The sequence below is a fragment of the Pseudomonas batumici genome, assembly GCF_000820515.1.
In the GTDB taxonomy this organism is placed as follows: Bacteria; Pseudomonadota; Gammaproteobacteria; order Pseudomonadales; family Pseudomonadaceae; genus Aquipseudomonas; species Aquipseudomonas batumici.
The window spans coordinates 11,938-27,858 of the sequence record NZ_JXDG01000018.1 but is presented as its reverse complement, the minus strand read 5'-3'; the positions used below and the strand labels follow the sequence as shown (position 1 = coordinate 27,858).

Genomic DNA, 15,921 nt, shown 5'->3' with positions numbered 1-15,921 from the left:
CAGGCCTGACAAGGACTCAAGCATGTACCACCTGATCGCCACCGACCTGGACGGCACCCTGCTGCTACCGGACGACCGCATTGGCGAGTATTCCCACGGGGTGCTCAAGCGTCTGCTGGACGCCGGCAAGCAGGTGGTCATCGCCACCGGGCGCAGCCAACCCGACGTCGAGTCGATCCTGCGGCCCTATGACTTGCCGGTTCACCTGATCACCGCCAACGGCGCGCGGATCAGCAGCGCCTGCAAGGGCCTGGACGCCAGCGAGTACATGGCGCCGCAGGCGGTGCGGGCCCTGCTGGATGCCACCCGGCACGAGCCGAACCTGGTGACCAACCTGTATTGCCAGTCCCGCTGGATCACCAACGCCGATGGCCAACTGCTGGAGGCGTTCAACCGGCACGAAGGGTTCCGTCCCACGGTGCTGGCCCCCGATGAATTCCCGACCGAGGCGGTGGAGAAGATCTTCTTTATCCACAAGGACCGGGACCACGAGGCCCTGGTGGTTCTCGATGAACAGCTCAAGCGCCGGCTCGGCACCCAGGTGCACAGCACCTTTTCCTCGCCCTGGTGCCTGGAAATGATGGCAAGCGGCGTATCCAAGGGTCATGCCCTGAAGAAACTCGCGCAGTTCCTGCAAGTGCCGCTGAGCCAGTGCATCGCCTTTGGCGACGGCATGAACGATGTGGAAATGCTCTCGAGCACCGGCAAGGGCCTGGTGATGGGTACGGCGCACGCCAAGGTGTTCCAGGCTCTGCCCGGGCATGAAGCCCTGGGCAGTTGCAGCGAGGAGTCGGTGGCCCGTTACCTGGCGGCGCACCTGCTGGCGCAGTAACGCACAGGCCCGGTGCCTAAAGCACCGACGCCGCCTGCGACACCAGCGAAGCCTGCGGCAACCCCAGAAACCGGCACAGCTCCTCGCGCTTGGCCATCGCATCGCGACGCCCCAGCTCGATCAACTCGCTGCAATAGGCCGCCTCGAACAGCAGGTAACTCAAGACCCCCGCACCGCTGGTCCGGGTCGCACCCGGCCCGCGCAGGAAAAACCGCAACGCCGCCGGCAACTCATGCCGATGTCGCGCGGCGATTTCATCGATCGGCTGACTGGGCGCGATCACCAGCACATCCACCGGCGCCAGGCCCAGGCTGCGCGGTTGCGGCGGCAACAGCCGGCTGAACTGATTCAAGCGCTGCAACAGCTCGATATCGCTTTCCAGGCTGTCGATGAAGGTACTGTTGAGCATATGCCCACCGATCTGTGCCAGGCTCGGCTGCTGCCCGACATAGGTGCGCTCGGTGTCGGTGTCGACACCCCGGGGGTTGCCGCTGACGCCCACCACCAACACCCGGGTGGCCCCCAGGTGCAACGCCGGGCTGATCGGCGCGGACTGGCGCACCGCCCCATCGCCGAAATACTCCCGGCCGAGCTTGACCGGAGCGAACAGCAGCGGGATCGCCGAACTGGCCAGCAAGTGCTCGACGGTCAGCCGGGTCGGCATGCCGACCCGCCGATGGCGCAACCAGGAGTCGATGGCCCCCTTGCTCTGATAGAAGGTCACCGCCTGACCGGACTCATAGCCAAAAGCAGTCACCGCCACGGCGTGCAACTGCTGTTGCTCGATGGCGTGGTCGATACCCGGCAGGTGCAGTTTGTCATTCAGCAGGTCGCGCAGGGGCGAACTGTCGAGCAGCGCCACCGGCACCTGTGCGCCCATGCCCAGCAGGCTGTGGCTGACGAAGCGGCTGGCCTGGCGAATCACCCCCGGCCAATCGCTGCGCAACACCAGGTGGCTGCGAAAGCCCTGCCAGAACGCGGTCAGGCGTTCGATGGCGGCGCTGAAGTCCATCGCCCCACTGGCCAGGCTGACCGCATTGATCGCCCCCGCCGAAGTCCCGACTATCACCGGAAAGGGATTGGCCGCCCCGGCCGGCAACAGTTCGGCAATCGCCGCCAGCACACCCACCTGATAGGCCGCTCGCGCGCCCCCGCCGGAAAGAATCAGACCGGTGACCGGTTCAGCTGGGCTCATCGCGACACTCCATCAATCAGGTAATATCCTGATACACCACCCCCGCCCCCTGCGGCAAGGGATTATCCGCGTTTCGGGTAGAGCTTGGGCTCGCCCGGCGGCCGGCTCTTGAACCGGCGATGGGCCCAGAGGTACTGCTCCGGGCATTGGCGCAGCGCCACCTCGACCCATTGGTTGATCCGCAGGCAGTCGGCCTCTTCGCTTTCCCCCGGGAAGTTGCTCATCGGCGGATGAATCACCAGCTTATAGCCACTGCCGTCCGCCAGGCGCTCCTGGGTAAACGGCATCACCAGCGCCTTGCCCAGGCGGGCGAACTTGCTGGTGGCGGTCACGGTCGCCGCCTGGATACCGAACAGCGGCACGAACACGCTCTGCTTGATGCCGTAGTCCTGGTCCGGTGCGTACCAGATCGCCCGACCGGCGCGCAGCAGCTTGAGCATGCCACGCACGTCGTCGCGCTCCACCGCCAGGGAATCGAGGTTGTGCCGCTCGCGTCCACGGCGCTGGATAAAATCGAACAGCGCATTGTTGTGCTCACGGTACATGCCGTCGATGGTGTGCTGCTGGCCGAGCAGGGCCGCGCCGATTTCCAGGGTGGTGAAATGCAGGGCCATCAGGATCACGCCCTGGCCATCGCGCTGGGCCTGCTGCAGATGTTCGAGGCCTTCGACATGGGCCAGGCGCGCCAGACGGGGCTTGGGCCACCACCAGCTCATGGCCATTTCGAAGAAGGCGATCCCGGTGGAAGCGAGATTCTTGCGCAGCAGACGGTCGCGCTCGGCGTCGGACAACGCCGGAAAGCACAACTTCAAATTCAGAGCGGCAATCGTCCGTCGGTCGGCCGACACCCGGTACATCACGGCGCCGAGAAAACGCCCGAGAAACAACAGGCACCCGTAGGGCAACTGGACAATCAGCCACAGCAAGCCCAACCCCAGCCATAGCGGCCAGTAACGGGGATGAAGAAAAGCAGCTCGAAAACGCGGGCGATCCATGGGTGATTCCGGACAGACAACAAGGCCGCGCATTCTACAACGGTTCGCGCCGGCTTGCGGCCCGAGGGCGTTCTCGTTATAAGTCTCGGCACTTTTAGTGACAAGCTGCGTTATGCCGACCATGAGCCAAACCGAACCGCTAGACCAGGATCCCGTGTTCCAGCTGAAGGGCAGCATGCTCGCCATCACGGTGCTGGAACTGGCGCAGAACAACCTCGACGCCCTCGATCGGCAATTGGCGGCCAAGGTCGCCCAGGCCCCGAACTTCTTCAGCAACACGCCGCTGGTGCTGGCGCTGGACAAACTGCCGGACGGCCAGGGCCCCATCGACCTGCCCGGCCTGATGCGCGTCTGCCGCCACCACGGCCTGCGTACCCTGGCGATCCGCGCCAACCGCATCGAAGACATTGCCGCCGCCATTGCCATTGACCTGCCGGTGCTGCCACCGTCCGGCGCCCGGGAACGAGCGGTCGACCCGAACGAAGGCCTGGAAAAGAAAAAACCGGAAAAACCACCGGAGCCGGTGGTCAAGCCGACGAAAATCATCACCTCGCCGGTGCGCGGCGGCCAACAGGTCTACGCTCAGGGCGGCGACCTGGTGGTGATCTCTTCCGTCAGCCCCGGCGCGGAACTTCTGGCCGATGGCAACATCCATGTTTATGGCCCCATGCGCGGTCGCGCCCTGGCGGGTATCAAGGGCGACACCAAGGCACGGATTTTCTGCCAGCAACTGAGTGCCGAGCTGATCTCGATCGCCGGACAGTACAAGGTTTCCGAGGATTTACGCCGCGATCCGCTGTGGGGCGCCGGTGTTCAAGTCAGCTTGTCCGGGGACGTGTTGAACATCATCCGTCTTTAACGGATACTTGCCGCCATTTCCAAAATGTCACCTTCTCGTAGCGAAAACAGCTCGAACGGTGTGGGAAATCGCGAAAGGAAAGAATAACCCGAGGTACTTCAGACTTTTCCTCGCTTTCCAACCGACGCTGCACGACTACAGTTATTTTTTTAGTGACGTTCTTCAGGGGCTGAAAGTCCTTTATTCCTTTAGGGGTGATACACCTTGGCCAAGATTCTCGTGGTTACATCCGGCAAGGGTGGTGTGGGTAAGACCACCACCAGCGCCGCCATCGGTACCGGCCTCGCGCTGCGGGGCCACAAGACAGTGATCGTCGACTTCGACGTCGGCTTGCGTAACCTTGACCTGATCATGGGTTGCGAGCGTCGCGTGGTGTATGACTTCGTCAACGTCGTCCAGGGCGAAGCCAACCTGCAGCAGGCCCTGATCAAGGACAAGCGCCTGGAAAACCTCTACGTGCTGGCCGCCAGCCAGACCCGTGACAAGGAAGCGCTGACCAAGGAAGGCGTGGAAAAAGTCCTGATGGCCCTCAAGGAAGACTTCGAGTTCGTCGTCTGCGACTCCCCGGCCGGTATCGAGACCGGTGCCCACCTGGCCATGTACTTCGCCGACGAAGCCATCGTCGTGACCAACCCCGAAGTGTCCTCGGTGCGTGACTCCGATCGGATGCTGGGCCTGCTGGCGAGCAAGTCGCGCCGCGCCGAGAACAACGAAGACCCGATCAAGGAACACCTGCTGCTGACCCGCTACAACCCCGAGCGCGTGAGCAACGGCGAGATGCTGGGCGTCGAAGACGTCAAGGAAATCCTCGCGGTGACCCTGCTGGGCGTGATCCCCGAATCCCAGGCGGTGCTCAAGGCCTCCAACCAGGGTGTGCCGGTGATTCTCGACGACCAGAGCGATGCGGGCCAGGCCTACAGCGATGCGGTCGACCGCCTGCTGGGTAAAACCCTGGAACATCGCTTCCTCGATGTGAAGAAGAAAGGACTCTTCGAGCGCCTGTTTGGAGGCAACTAAGCAATGAACCTTTTTGACTTCTTTCGTGCCAGCAAAAAAGTAAGCACCGCGTCGGTCGCGAAAGAGCGTCTGCAGATCATCGTGGCGCACGAACGCGGCCAACGCAGCACCCCGGATTACCTGCCCGCCTTGCAGAAGGAACTGGTGGAGGTGATCCGCAAGTACGTCAATATCGGAACCGACGACGTGCACGTGGCGCTGGAAAACCAGGGCAGCTGCTCGATCCTGGAACTCAATATCACCCTGCCCGATCGTTGATCGATCCGGCTGGAGCCACGGCGGCCCGGTGATGTTCACGCTTGCTGTTGTGGGAGCCGGCTTGCTGGCGATACGGTCAACTCGGTTTATCAGGTAAACCGCGTCGATACGATCGCCAGCAAGCCGGCTCCTACAGCAAGGGTGAATATCGTCGGGCCGCCGTTGGCGTTTGTCACGAGACTGCTTTAATGCCGCTGTCCAATATCCGCATCCTCCATCAGGACGCCGCCGTGCTGGTGGTGGACAAACCGACCCTGCTGCTCTCCGTTCCGGGTCGGGCCGATGACAACAAGGACTGCCTGATTACCCGCCTGCAGGAAAACGGCTACCCCGAAGCCCGTATCGTCCACCGACTGGACTGGGAAACCTCGGGAATCATCCTGCTGGCCCGCGACCCGGACAGCCATCGCGAACTGTCGCGACAGTTCCACGACCGGGAAACCGAAAAAGCCTACACCGCCCTCTGCTGGGGCCAGCCGGAGCTGGACAGCGGCAGCATCGACCTGCCGCTGCGCTACGACCCGCCGACCAAGCCACGCCACGTGGTCGACCACGAGTTCGGCAAGCATGCGCTGACCTTCTGGAGGGTGCTGGAGCGTTGCGGCGACTGGTGCCGCGTGGAACTGACCCCGATCACCGGGCGCTCGCACCAGTTGCGGGTGCATATGCTGTCCATCGGTCATCCGTTGCTGGGCGACGGCCTGTATGCGCATCCCCAGGCGCTGGCCGCCTGGCCACGGCTGTGCCTGCACGCCAGCATGCTGAGCTTCACCCACCCGCAAACCGGCGAACGCCTGCGCTTCGAGTGCCCGGCACCGTTCTGAGCCTCGGAGTGAGGGGTTACCTGTAGCGAGGGGGCTTGCCCCCTCGTCACAAAGATCGCTCCGACATCGAGTCCTCCGCAAAACTGCCAACCAATACGGTAAACTCCCGACACTGCTGTCTGGAGCTACTTATGCGCGAAGAGTTGAACCAAGGCCTGATCGACTTCCTCAAGGCCTCCCCCACCCCGCTCCATGCCACCGCCAGCCTGGTTCAGCGCCTGGAAGCGGCGGGTTACCAGCGCCTCGACGAGCGCGAAACCTGGCACACCGAGGCCAACGGCCGCTACTACGTCACCCGCAACGACTCGGCGATCGTCGCCATCAAGCTCGGTCGCGCCTCGCCGTTGCTCGGCGGCATCCGCCTGGTCGGCGCCCACACCGACAGCCCGTGCCTGCGGGTCAAGCCGCAACCGGAACTGCAACGCCAGGGTTTCTGGCAGTTGGGTGTCGAAGTCTACGGCGGCGCCCTGCTCGCCCCCTGGTTCGACCGCGACCTGTCGCTGGCCGGGCGCGTCACCTTCCGTCGCGACGGCAAGGTCGAGAGCCAGCTGATCGACTTCAAGCTGCCCATCGCCACCATTCCCAACCTGGCGATCCACCTCAACCGCGAAGCCAACCAGGGCTGGGCGATCAATCCCCAGAACGAGCTGCCGCCGATCCTGGCCCAGTTCGCCGGTGACGAGCGGGTCGACTTCCGCGCCGTGCTCACCGAACAACTGGCCCGCGAGCACGGCCTGAACGCCGACGTGGTGCTCGATTACGAGCTGAGCTTCTACGACACCCAGGCCGCCGCGGTCATCGGCCTGAACGGCGATTTCATCGCCGGTGCGCGCCTGGACAACCTGCTGTCCTGCTACGCCGGCCTGCAAGCGCTGCTCGGCGCCGACAGCGAGGAAACCTGCGTACTGGTCTGCAACGACCATGAGGAAGTCGGTTCGTGCTCGGCCTGCGGCGCCGACGGCCCGATGCTGGAACAGACCCTGCGCCGCCTGCTGCCCGAAGGCGACGAGTTCGTGCGGACCATCCAGAAGTCCCTGCTGGTCTCGGCGGACAACGCCCACGGCGTGCATCCCAACTATGCCGACAAGCACGATGCCAACCATGGTCCGAAGCTCAATGCCGGCCCGGTGATCAAGGTCAACAACAACCAGCGCTACGCCACCAACAGCGAAACCGCCGGGTTCTTCCGTCACCTGTGCATGGCCGAGGAAGTACCGGTGCAAAGCTTCGTGGTGCGCAGCGACATGGGTTGTGGCTCGACCATCGGCCCGATCACCTCCAGCCACCTGGGGGTGCGTACCGTGGACATCGGCCTGCCGACCTTCGCCATGCACTCGATCCGCGAGCTGGCCGGCAGCCACGACCTGGCGCACCTGGTGAAAGTCCTGAGCGCGTTCTACGCCAGTCGCGAACTGCCATAGGACCTGAAACGACACAAAACCTGTAGGAGCTGGCTTGCCAGCGATGAGGCCCGCAAGGACGATGCCAGTCACAAGGGCCCCATCGCCGGCAAGCCGGCTCCCACAGTGGCCGTGTTGACCGTAAGAGAATATCCACAGCCCCTGATCTGCGCAGATACACATAACCCCCACCCCCGCCAAACCGACCTAGACTCAAGGTAACCCCCTCGACCAGGTCGTTGTCATGATCTCGCCCTTCGCTTTCCACACCATGCTCATTCCCATCCTGGGCGGTATGTTGATGCTGGCCGTCGGGTTCAACTTTCGCGAGCGCAACGCCGGGGTCCTGCTGCTCTGGGTCGGCATGCTGTTCATCCTCGGTACCGTGGTCTACAAGATCCTCGCCCAACTGAGCGATTAAATGCATTGGCCCCACGCCTGACGTACACTTCGTCGACCCGTATCGTCGATGGTTGACTGCCTAGTGTTCGCCCGCCTTTTCGCCCTGCCCGCCCTTCTGTTCACCTGCCTGCTGACGCTGGTGCCGCTGGCCGGCGCCGAGGCAGCCGGCCTGCCGAGCCTGCTCTCCAACGCGGAAAAAGCCCAGCCGACACCCAGCGAACCCCTGGCGCAATCGCTGGATGACGTGATCAAGAACCTGGAGAACGACCAGCAGCGCGCCAAGCTCCTGAGCGACCTGAAAAAACTCCGCGACAGCACCAGGAAAGCCCAACCGGCCACCGAGGAAGGCGTACTGGGGTTGATCGGCAACACCCTCGCCGGCTTCGAAAAGCAGTTTTCCGGAGACGACAGCCCCCTCAGTCGCTGGTCGACAGAGTTCGACCTGGCCAAGGGCGAGCTGATGGACCTGATGCTGCCGGCCAGCGAATGGCTGCCGATGGTCTTCGCCTTCGCCCTGATCCTGGCACTCTGGAGCTTCCTCGCCTGGGCCATGATCTGGCTCGGCCGCCAGGTCCGCCTGCGCTTCGGCCTCAGCGAAGAACTGCCGCAACACCCGCGCACCGTCGACCTGCTGCGTTTCGCCCTGCGCAAGCTCGGACCCTGGCTGATCGCCCTGCTCATCACCGTGTACATGAGCTATGCGCTGCCCTCGTCCCTGGGCAAGAACCTGGCGATGGTGCTGGCCTACGCCCTGGTAGTGGGCACCTGCTTCTCGGCCATCTGCGTGATCGCCTTCTCCGTGCTCGACGGCCAGCATCGCCACCAGGCCCTGTATATTCTGCGGCGCCAGGCCTTCCGCCCGCTGTGGCTGATCGGCAGCTTCGCCGCCTTTGGCGAGGCGCTCAGCGACCCGCGGATGATCGCCAGCCTCGGCGGCCACCTGGCCCACACCGCCGCCACCTTCGCCAACGTCATGGCGGCGCTGTCCAGCGGCCTGTTCATCGTGCGTTTCCGCCGGCCCATCGCCCACCTGATCCGCAACCAGTCGCTGTCCCGGCGCCTGACCCGTCGCGCCCTGAGCGACACCCTGTCGATCCTCGGTACCTTCTGGTTCGTCCCGGCGCTGATCCTGGTGGCGATCTCGCTGGTCGCCACCTTCGTCTCCGCCGGCGATACCAGCACCGCCCTGCGCCAGTCGCTGATCTGCACCGTGCTGGTGGTGTTGTGCATGGTGATCAACGGCCTGGTCCGCCGTCATGCCCTCAAGCCCGAACGTGGGAACAGGCGTCACGCCCTGTACTCCGAGCGCCTGACCAACTTCGGCTACACCCTGGTGCACCTGGCCGTGTGGCTGGTGTTCATCGAGTTGGGGCTGCGGGTCTGGGGCATGTCGCTGATCCGCTTCACCGAGGGCGAGGGTCATGAAGTCAGCGTCAAGCTGTTCAGCCTGGGCGGCACGCTGATCTTCGCCTGGCTGGTGTGGATTCTCAGCGACACCGCCGTGCACCATGCCCTGACCCGCTCGCGCAAGGGCCTGGCCAATGCCCGGGCGCAGACCATGATGCCGCTGATCCGCAACGTGCTGTTCGTGGCGATCTTCATCATCGCGCTGATCGTCGCCCTGGCGAACATGGGCATGAACGTCACGCCGCTGCTGGCCGGTGCCGGCGTGATCGGCCTGGCCATCGGTTTCGGTGCGCAGTCGCTGGTGGCGGACCTGATCACCGGCCTGTTCATCATCATCGAGGACTCGCTGGCCATCGACGACTACGTCGACGTCGGCGGCCACCTCGGCACGGTGGAGGGGCTGACCATCCGCACGGTGCGCCTGCGCGACATCGACGGCATCGTCCACACCATTCCGTTCAGCGAGATCAAGAGCATCAAGAACTACTCGCGGGAGTTCGGCTACGCGATCTTCCGGGTGGCGATCCCGTACAACATGGCCATCGACAGTGCGATCAAACTGATGCGCGATGTCGGCCAGAAGATGCGCACCGACCCGCTGCAACGGCGCAATATCTGGTCGCCACTGGAGATCCAGGGGGTGGAGAGTTTCGAGTCCGGCAGCGCGATACTGCGCGCCCGCTTCAAGACCGCGCCGATCAAGCAGTGGGAGGTTTCGCGGGCGTTCAACCTGGCACTCAAGCGCACCATGGACGAGGCCGGGCTGGACCTGGCGACACCGCGCTTGAGTGTGCAAGTGGTCACCGCGGGCGGTGATCCGGAGACGGAATCCACACCGAAATCTTGAACCCGCCACCCAACCTGTAGGAGCCGGCTTGCTGGCGATAGCGGTTTTCCAGTCGACGACGATGTCGGCCATCAGATCGCATCGCCAGCAAGCCGGCTCCTACAGGTTGGGGTTTCAACACAACAATTTCGTCAGGCGCAAAAGCCGGGCCGGCTAGACCACATCCACCCCGACATGAATCGCATCATGTCGCCAGAACTCCAGATCGCAGTCGATCAGCCGTCCGTGCTGGTCGTAGTTGACCCGGGCGATACGCAAGCCCGGACTCCCCACCGATACCCGCAACGCCGCCGCCGCCTCGACCTGCAATGAGGTCGGCACGATCTCGAACCTGACCCGCCCGTAATGCAGGTCGTAATGCCGGGCATACAGCTCGGTGATCGACTGGTTCAGGTCGAACTCCAGGATCCCCGGAAAGTACTGCGGGTTGAGGTAATGCTCGACATACAACACCAGCCGCTCGTCGATCCGCCGCGCCCGGCAGATCTGGATCACGCTGGACAACGCCGGCAACTGCAACCAGTCACACACCGCCGCCGACGCCGGCTGCAAACGCGCCGAGATCACCTGGGTCGACGGCACCCGCCCCTGGGCACTGACCATCGCGTGGAAGTGACTACGCTGCATCAGGTTGTAGGCCAGCCGCGGCGGCGAAATGAACCAGCCGCGACGCTCCTCGCGATAGATCAGCCCCTGGGCCTCCAACTGCAACAAGGCCTCGCGCACGGTGATCCGGGTGGTACCGAACAACTCACTGAGCTTGCGCTCGGCGGGCAACTTGCTACCCGGTGGCAGCAGGCCGTGTCCGATCTGCTCATGCAGGGCCTGACCGATGGCTGTCACCGCCTTTGGTGCCTCTTCACGCATCAACGTTACCTATCTGGACTAGACCAGCACTGTTTGAGGGCAGAACCGCGCAGGATCGCGGTCTCCAGTTGTAGCGCTCAGCCTAGGCAATGCACATGACTGATATGTGACATAGCGACGAAACGGTGCACATGGACGGCCGTACCATAAAGATAAAATCCTTAAATATCAGTTAATTACATATGGTCTACGCTTGAGGAAGTGCTCATGAGCAGCACTGGTAAAAAACCCTGCAGGACTGATGCCGACATCAAAGTGTCATCCAGTAGGCTTAAATTGGCTCAGGTATTGCTGACCTAGACCAATCCAGATCCAACCAACCGCACCACGTTCATAACAACCACCGATAAAAATCGCCGCGTTGAAAACGCCCAAAGGAGCTTCGGATGAAACAGCTTTTCCTGGCATCACTGTTAGGCTCGACCATTGCCCTGTGCACCTCTGCCATGGCCGCTGACACCGATTTGAAAGCACTGGAAGCCGCCGCCAAGAAAGAAGGCGCCGTGAACAGCGTCGGCATGCCCGATGACTGGGCGAACTGGGCGGGCACCTGGAAAGACCTGAGCGACAAGTACGGCCTCAAGCACATCGACACCGACATGAGCTCGGCCCAGGAAGTGGCCAAGTTCGCGGCCGAGAAAGACAACGCCAGCGCCGACATCGGCGACGTCGGTGCCGCCTTCGGCCCGATCGCGGTCAAGCAGGGCGTGACCCAGCCGTACAAGCCGAGCACCTGGGAGCAGGTCCCGGCGTGGGCGAAGGACAAGGACGGCAACTGGGCACTGGCCTACACCGGCACCATTGCGTTCATCGTCAACAAGAAGCTGCTGCACGGTTCCGAAGCCCCGAAAAGCTGGGCTGACCTCAAGACCGGCAAATACAAGGTGTCCATCGGTGACGTGAGCACCGCCGCCCAGGCCGCCAACGGTGTACTGGCCGCCGCCCTGGCCAACGGCGGTGACGAGAAGAACATCCAGCCTGCGCTGCTGATGTTTGCCGAGATCGCCAAGCAAGGTCGCCTGTCGCTCGCCAACCCGACCATCGCCACCATGGAAAAGGGTGAAGTGGAAGTCGGCGTGGTCTGGGACTTCAACGGCCTGAGCTACAAGGCCAAGATGGCCAACCCGGACGACTACGTGGTGCTGATCCCATCGGACGGCTCGGTGATTTCCGGCTACACCACCATCATCAACAAATACGCCAAGCACCCGAACGCGGCCAAGCTGGCTCGCGAGTACATCTTCAGCGACGCCGGCCAGACCAACCTGGCCCGTGGCAACGCACGTCCCATCCGTGCCGAGCACCTGACCCTGCCGGAAGACGTGAAGGCCAAGCTGCTGCCTAACGAGCAGTACAAGAAAGTCACGCCGATCAAGGACGCCGATGCCTGGGAGAAGACCTCCAAGGCGCTGCCGCAGAAGTGGCAGGAAGAAGTCATCATCAACATGCAATAACCCTGAACTTGTGGGAGCCGGCTTGCTGGCGATCGCATCGACGCGGTTTACCTGATAAACCGTGTTGACCGTATCGCCAACAAGCCGGCTCCCACATCAGGTTTTGTTCGATTCTAATCAGAGGGAGGTCTGGTTTATGCCGCACAACGTTATCCTGGTCGTGCTCGATGGCCTGAACTACGAGGTCGCCCGGCACGCCATGGGCCACCTCCAGGCTTACGCAGGCGCAGGACGCGCGGCGTTGTACAAACTGGAATGCGAGTTGCCTTCGCTCTCCAGACCGCTCTACGAATGCATTCTCACCGGTGTGGCTCCGATCCAGAGCGGCATCGTGCACAACCACGTCTCTCGCCTGTCCAACCAGCGCAGCGTGTTCCATTACGCCCGCGACGCCGGCCTGACCACCGCGGCGGCGGCCTATCACTGGATCAGCGAACTCTACAACCGCTCGCCCTTCGTCGCCGCCCGCGATCGACATACCCGGGATGAAAGCCTGGCGATCCAGCACGGCCATTTCTACTGGGTCGACCACTACCCCGATTCCCATCTGTTCGCCGACGCCGAAAGCCTGCGCCTGCAACACGCGCCGAACTTCCTGCTGGTGCACCCGATGAACATTGACGACGCCGGCCACAAGCACGGCCTCGACAGTGCGCCCTACCGCAACAGCGCGCGCTCGGCCGACATCATCCTCGCCGACTACCTGCAAGGCTGGCTCGACGCAGGCTACCAGGTCTTGGTAACCGCCGACCACGGCATGAACAACGACCGCTCGCACAACGGCCTGCTGGCCGAAGAACGTGAAGTGCCGCTGTTCGTCCTCGGCGACGCCTTCAGTTTCAATCCCGATGCCACGCCCGCGCAGACGCAACTCTGCGGCACGATCTGCGAACTGCTGGGCGTCCCCCATGACAAACCTGTATGCCGGGAGCTGTTGAAGTGAATTCACTCACCCGTGGCAAATGGCTCGCCGTGCTCTGCCTGGTGCCCTTTGCCCTGTTCTTTATCGTGTTCGAGATCGCGCCGCTGGCCTGGGTGCTGATCAACAGCCTGCAATCGGAAGAAAGCGGCTGGGGCCTGGCCAACTTCAGCAGGATCTTCAACTCGAAGTTCTACCTGCAAGCGATCCAGTACAGCCTGGAAATCAGCTTCTGGTCGAGCGTGTTCGGCATGCTCATCGCGGTGCTCGGCGCCTATTCCCTGCGCCGGGTCGACTCGCGCCTGCGGGATTTCGTCAACGCCTTCGCCAACATGACCAGCAACTTCGCCGGTGTGCCCCTGGCCTTCGCGTTCATCATCCTGCTGGGCTTCAACGGCACCATCACCATCATGCTGAAGCAGGCCGGGATCATTCAGGATTTCAACCTGTACTCGAAGACCGGCCTGATCATTCTCTACACCTACTTCCAGATTCCCCTGGGCGTGCTGCTGCTCTACCCGGCCTTCGACGCCCTGCGCGAAGACTGGCGCGAGTCCGCCGCGCTGCTCGGCGCCGACGGCTGGCAGTTCTGGCGGCATATCGGCCTGCCGGTGCTGACCCCGGCGCTGCTGGGCACCTTCGTGATCCTGCTGGCCAACGCCCTCGGTGCCTACGCCACGGTGTATGCCCTGACCACCGGCAACTTCAACGTGTTGCCAATCCGTATCGCCGCCATGGTCTCCGGCGACATCAGCCTCGACCCGAACATGGCCAGCGCGCTGGCGGTGATCCTGGTGGGCATGATGACCTTCGTGACCGTGATCCATCAGTGGCTGTTGAAGAGGAGCTACCATGTCGCGCGCTGAACCCTCCGCGGCCCTATACCACCGCGTGGTGGTCCGCCTGTTGTTCCTGATCCTGTTGCTGCCGCTGGCCGGAACCCTGGTGTACTCGATTGCCAGCAGCTGGTCGGCAACCGTCCTGCCCAGCGGTTTCACCTTCAAGTGGTACCTGCAACTGTGGAGCGATCCGCGTTTCCTCGATGCGTTCGGCCAGTCGCTGATCGTCTGTGTCGGCTCGCTGGCGTTGTCGGTGGCGCTGATCCTGCCGCTGCTGTTCGTGGTGCACTACCACTTCCCCAAGCTCGACGCACTGATGAACATCCTGATCCTGCTGCCCTTCGCAGTACCGCCGGTGGTGTCCTCGGTGGGCCTGTTGCAGCTGTACGGTTCCGGGCCGTTCGCCATGGTCGGCACGCCGTGGATCCTGATCGGCTGCTATTTCACCGTGGCCTTGCCGTTCATGTACCGGGCCATCACCAACAACCTGCAGGCGATCAACCTGCGCGACCTGATGGACGCCGCCCACCTGCTCGGCGCCAGCACCTGGCAGGCGGCCTTCCTGGTGGTGTTGCCCAACCTGCGCAAGGGCCTGATGGTCGCGTTGCTGCTGTCGTTCTCGTTCCTGTTCGGCGAGTTCGTGTTCGCCAACATCCTGGTGGGTACCCGCTATGAAACCCTGCAGGTGTACCTGAACAACATGCGCAACAGCAGCGGCCACTTCACCAGTGCGCTAGTGATCTCTTACTTTCTCTTCGTGCTGGTGCTCACTTGGGTCGCCAACCATTTGAACAAGGACAAAAGCCAATGAGCTTCATCAGTGTCCAGAACCTGAAAAAAACCTACGCCGGCACCACGGTGTTCAGCGACATCAACTGCGAAATCGCCAAGGGCGAGTTCGTCACCCTGCTCGGCCCGTCCGGTTGCGGCAAGTCCACGCTGCTGCGCTGCATCGCCGGCCTGACCCCGGTGGACAGCGGCCAGATCCTGCTCGACGGCCAGGACATCGTCCCGCTGAGCCCACAGAAACGCGCGATCGGCATGGTGTTCCAGAGCTACGCGCTGTTCCCCAACATGACCGTGGAACAGAACGTCGCCTTCGGCCTGAAGATGCAGAAGGTCAACGCCGACGACAGCCACAAACGGGTGATCGAAGCCCTCAAGCTGGTGGAACTGCACGACTTCGCCAGCCGCTACCCGCACCAGTTGTCCGGCGGCCAATGCCAGCGCGTGGCCCTGGCCCGCTCGCTGGTCACCCGCCCGCGCCTGCTGCTGCTCGATGAGCCGCTGTCGGCGCTGGATGCGCGGATTCGCAAGCACCTGCGCGAGCAGATCCGGGCGATCCAGCGCGAGCTGGGGCTGACCACGATTTTCGTCACCCACGACCAGGAAGAAGCCCTGACCATGAGTGACCGGATCTTCCTGATGAACCAGGGCAAGATCGTCCAGAGCGGCGACGCCGAATCCCTCTACACCGCACCGGTCGATGTGTTCGCCGCCGGCTTCATCGGCAACTACAACCTGCTCGATGCCGACGCTGCCAGCCGCCTGCTGCAACGACCGATCAACAGCCGTATCGCCATCCGCCCGGAAGCCATCGAGTTGCGTACCGAGGGCGTGCCGGACGCGCTGATCCGCGGCCACAGCCTGCTGGGCAACGTCATCCGTTATCGGGTCGTGGCCCGGGGCGTGGAACTGGTGGTGGATGTGCTCAACCGCTCGGCCGCCGACTTGCATCCCGAAGGTCGGCGTTTGTCGCTGTCTATCGATCCCAGCGCGCTGTGTGAGGTAGCCTGATGTCCTTGG

The 15,921-nt window shown here is 63.1% G+C and carries 16 protein-coding genes; 13 read left to right on the top strand and 3 right to left on the bottom strand.

What is annotated here, in order from left to right:
• Positions 1 to 22: 22 nt before the first annotated feature.
• Positions 23 to 832 carry a Cof-type HAD-IIB family hydrolase gene (locus UCMB321_RS08210; protein WP_040065270.1) on the top strand — a complete coding sequence of 270 codons (810 nt, stop codon included), beginning with the start codon at positions 23 to 25 and terminating at the stop codon, positions 830 to 832.
• 16 nt (positions 833 to 848) lie between these two features.
• Here UCMB321_RS08210 and UCMB321_RS08205 read toward each other — a convergent pair whose 3' ends face one another.
• Together UCMB321_RS08205 and UCMB321_RS08200 are read right to left on the bottom strand one after the other, a co-directional pair.
• Positions 849 to 2,027 carry a patatin-like phospholipase family protein gene (locus UCMB321_RS08205; protein WP_040065269.1) on the bottom strand — a complete coding sequence of 393 codons (1,179 nt, stop codon included), beginning with the start codon at positions 2,025 to 2,027 and terminating at the stop codon, positions 849 to 851.
• 62 nt (positions 2,028 to 2,089) lie between these two features.
• Positions 2,090 to 3,022: a lipid A biosynthesis lauroyl acyltransferase gene (locus tag UCMB321_RS08200; protein ID WP_040065268.1), complete on the bottom strand. Its 933-nt coding sequence runs from the start codon at positions 3,020 to 3,022 to the stop codon at positions 2,090 to 2,092.
• A gap of 121 nt (positions 3,023 to 3,143) precedes the next feature.
• Here UCMB321_RS08200 and minC point away from each other — a divergent pair, with 121 nt between their 5' ends.
• The 7 genes from minC to UCMB321_RS08170 all read left to right on the top strand — a co-directional run bounded on the left by minC (position 3,144) and on the right by UCMB321_RS08170 (position 10,036).
• The gene (minC, locus tag UCMB321_RS08195) at positions 3,144 to 3,881 is read left to right on the top strand and encodes a septum site-determining protein MinC (RefSeq protein WP_040065509.1); all 738 of its coding nucleotides are present in this window, start codon (positions 3,144 to 3,146) and stop codon (positions 3,879 to 3,881) included.
• 204 nt (positions 3,882 to 4,085) lie between these two features.
• Positions 4,086 to 4,898 carry a septum site-determining protein MinD gene (gene minD, locus UCMB321_RS08190; RefSeq protein ID WP_040065266.1) on the top strand — a complete coding sequence of 271 codons (813 nt, stop codon included), beginning with the start codon at positions 4,086 to 4,088 and terminating at the stop codon, positions 4,896 to 4,898.
• Between the two features lie 3 nt (positions 4,899 to 4,901).
• Positions 4,902 to 5,156 (top strand): cell division topological specificity factor MinE, encoded by a 255-nt coding sequence (minE, locus tag UCMB321_RS08185; RefSeq protein ID WP_040065264.1) that lies wholly within the window; start codon positions 4,902 to 4,904, stop codon positions 5,154 to 5,156.
• Positions 5,157 to 5,344: 188 nt separating this feature from the next.
• Positions 5,345 to 5,980, top strand: coding sequence for an RluA family pseudouridine synthase (locus tag UCMB321_RS08180; RefSeq protein WP_040065263.1), 636 nt, complete (start codon positions 5,345 to 5,347; stop codon positions 5,978 to 5,980).
• Between the two features lie 131 nt (positions 5,981 to 6,111).
• A complete protein-coding gene (locus tag UCMB321_RS08175) occupies positions 6,112 to 7,401 on the top strand; it encodes a M18 family aminopeptidase (protein ID WP_040065261.1) in 1,290 nt (429 codons plus the stop codon).
• 223 nt (positions 7,402 to 7,624) lie between these two features.
• Positions 7,625 to 7,801, top strand: a complete 177-nt coding sequence (locus UCMB321_RS31045) for a hypothetical protein (RefSeq protein ID WP_167337430.1) — start codon at positions 7,625 to 7,627, stop codon at positions 7,799 to 7,801.
• Between the two features lie 63 nt (positions 7,802 to 7,864).
• Positions 7,865 to 10,036 (top strand): mechanosensitive ion channel family protein, encoded by a 2,172-nt coding sequence (locus UCMB321_RS08170; RefSeq protein ID WP_040065258.1) that lies wholly within the window; start codon positions 7,865 to 7,867, stop codon positions 10,034 to 10,036.
• 153 nt (positions 10,037 to 10,189) lie between these two features.
• On the opposite strand, the gene phnR is transcribed toward UCMB321_RS08170, so the two are convergent.
• Positions 10,190 to 10,903, bottom strand: coding sequence for a phosphonate utilization transcriptional regulator PhnR (gene phnR / locus UCMB321_RS08165; protein ID WP_040065256.1), 714 nt, complete (start codon positions 10,901 to 10,903; stop codon positions 10,190 to 10,192).
• Positions 10,904 to 11,289: 386 nt separating this feature from the next.
• Between phnR and UCMB321_RS08160 the strand changes: the two genes are divergently transcribed.
• The 5 genes from UCMB321_RS08160 to UCMB321_RS08140 all read left to right on the top strand — a co-directional run bounded on the left by UCMB321_RS08160 (position 11,290) and on the right by UCMB321_RS08140 (position 15,912).
• A complete protein-coding gene (locus tag UCMB321_RS08160; protein WP_040065253.1) occupies positions 11,290 to 12,357 on the top strand; it encodes an ABC transporter substrate-binding protein in 1,068 nt (355 codons plus the stop codon).
• A gap of 136 nt (positions 12,358 to 12,493) precedes the next feature.
• A complete protein-coding gene (locus tag UCMB321_RS08155; protein ID WP_040065251.1) occupies positions 12,494 to 13,300 on the top strand; it encodes an alkaline phosphatase family protein in 807 nt (268 codons plus the stop codon).
• A complete protein-coding gene (locus tag UCMB321_RS08150) occupies positions 13,297 to 14,142 on the top strand; it encodes an ABC transporter permease (RefSeq protein ID WP_040065249.1) in 846 nt (281 codons plus the stop codon). Before UCMB321_RS08155 ends, UCMB321_RS08150 begins: the two co-directional genes overlap by 4 nt.
• Positions 14,129 to 14,926, top strand: coding sequence for an ABC transporter permease (locus tag UCMB321_RS08145; protein ID WP_040065247.1), 798 nt, complete (start codon positions 14,129 to 14,131; stop codon positions 14,924 to 14,926). Before UCMB321_RS08150 ends, UCMB321_RS08145 begins: the two co-directional genes overlap by 14 nt.
• Entirely contained in the window at positions 14,923 to 15,912 is a 990-nt protein-coding gene (locus UCMB321_RS08140; RefSeq protein WP_040065245.1) for an ABC transporter ATP-binding protein, read from the top strand. Before UCMB321_RS08145 ends, UCMB321_RS08140 begins: the two co-directional genes overlap by 4 nt.
• The last annotated feature ends 9 nt before the right edge of the window (positions 15,913 to 15,921 follow it).

Coding starts and splice junctions, on each gene's coding strand:
- UCMB321_RS08210 (WP_040065270.1), top strand. CDS start 23: ATGTACCACCTGATCGCCACCGACCTGGACGGCACCCTGCTGCTACCG.
- UCMB321_RS08205 (WP_040065269.1), bottom strand. CDS start 2,027: ATGAGCCCAGCTGAACCGGTCACCGGTCTGATTCTTTCCGGCGGGGGC.
- UCMB321_RS08200 (WP_040065268.1), bottom strand. CDS start 3,022: ATGGATCGCCCGCGTTTTCGAGCTGCTTTTCTTCATCCCCGTTACTGG.
- minC (WP_040065509.1), top strand. CDS start 3,144: ATGAGCCAAACCGAACCGCTAGACCAGGATCCCGTGTTCCAGCTGAAG.
- minE (WP_040065264.1), top strand. CDS start 4,902: ATGAACCTTTTTGACTTCTTTCGTGCCAGCAAAAAAGTAAGCACCGCG.
- UCMB321_RS08180 (WP_040065263.1), top strand. CDS start 5,345: ATGCCGCTGTCCAATATCCGCATCCTCCATCAGGACGCCGCCGTGCTG.
- UCMB321_RS08175 (WP_040065261.1), top strand. CDS start 6,112: ATGCGCGAAGAGTTGAACCAAGGCCTGATCGACTTCCTCAAGGCCTCC.
- UCMB321_RS31045 (WP_167337430.1), top strand. CDS start 7,625: ATGATCTCGCCCTTCGCTTTCCACACCATGCTCATTCCCATCCTGGGC.
- phnR (WP_040065256.1), bottom strand. CDS start 10,903: ATGCGTGAAGAGGCACCAAAGGCGGTGACAGCCATCGGTCAGGCCCTG.
- UCMB321_RS08160 (WP_040065253.1), top strand. CDS start 11,290: ATGAAACAGCTTTTCCTGGCATCACTGTTAGGCTCGACCATTGCCCTG.
- UCMB321_RS08155 (WP_040065251.1), top strand. CDS start 12,494: ATGCCGCACAACGTTATCCTGGTCGTGCTCGATGGCCTGAACTACGAG.
- UCMB321_RS08145 (WP_040065247.1), top strand. CDS start 14,129: ATGTCGCGCGCTGAACCCTCCGCGGCCCTATACCACCGCGTGGTGGTC.
- UCMB321_RS08140 (WP_040065245.1), top strand. CDS start 14,923: ATGAGCTTCATCAGTGTCCAGAACCTGAAAAAAACCTACGCCGGCACC.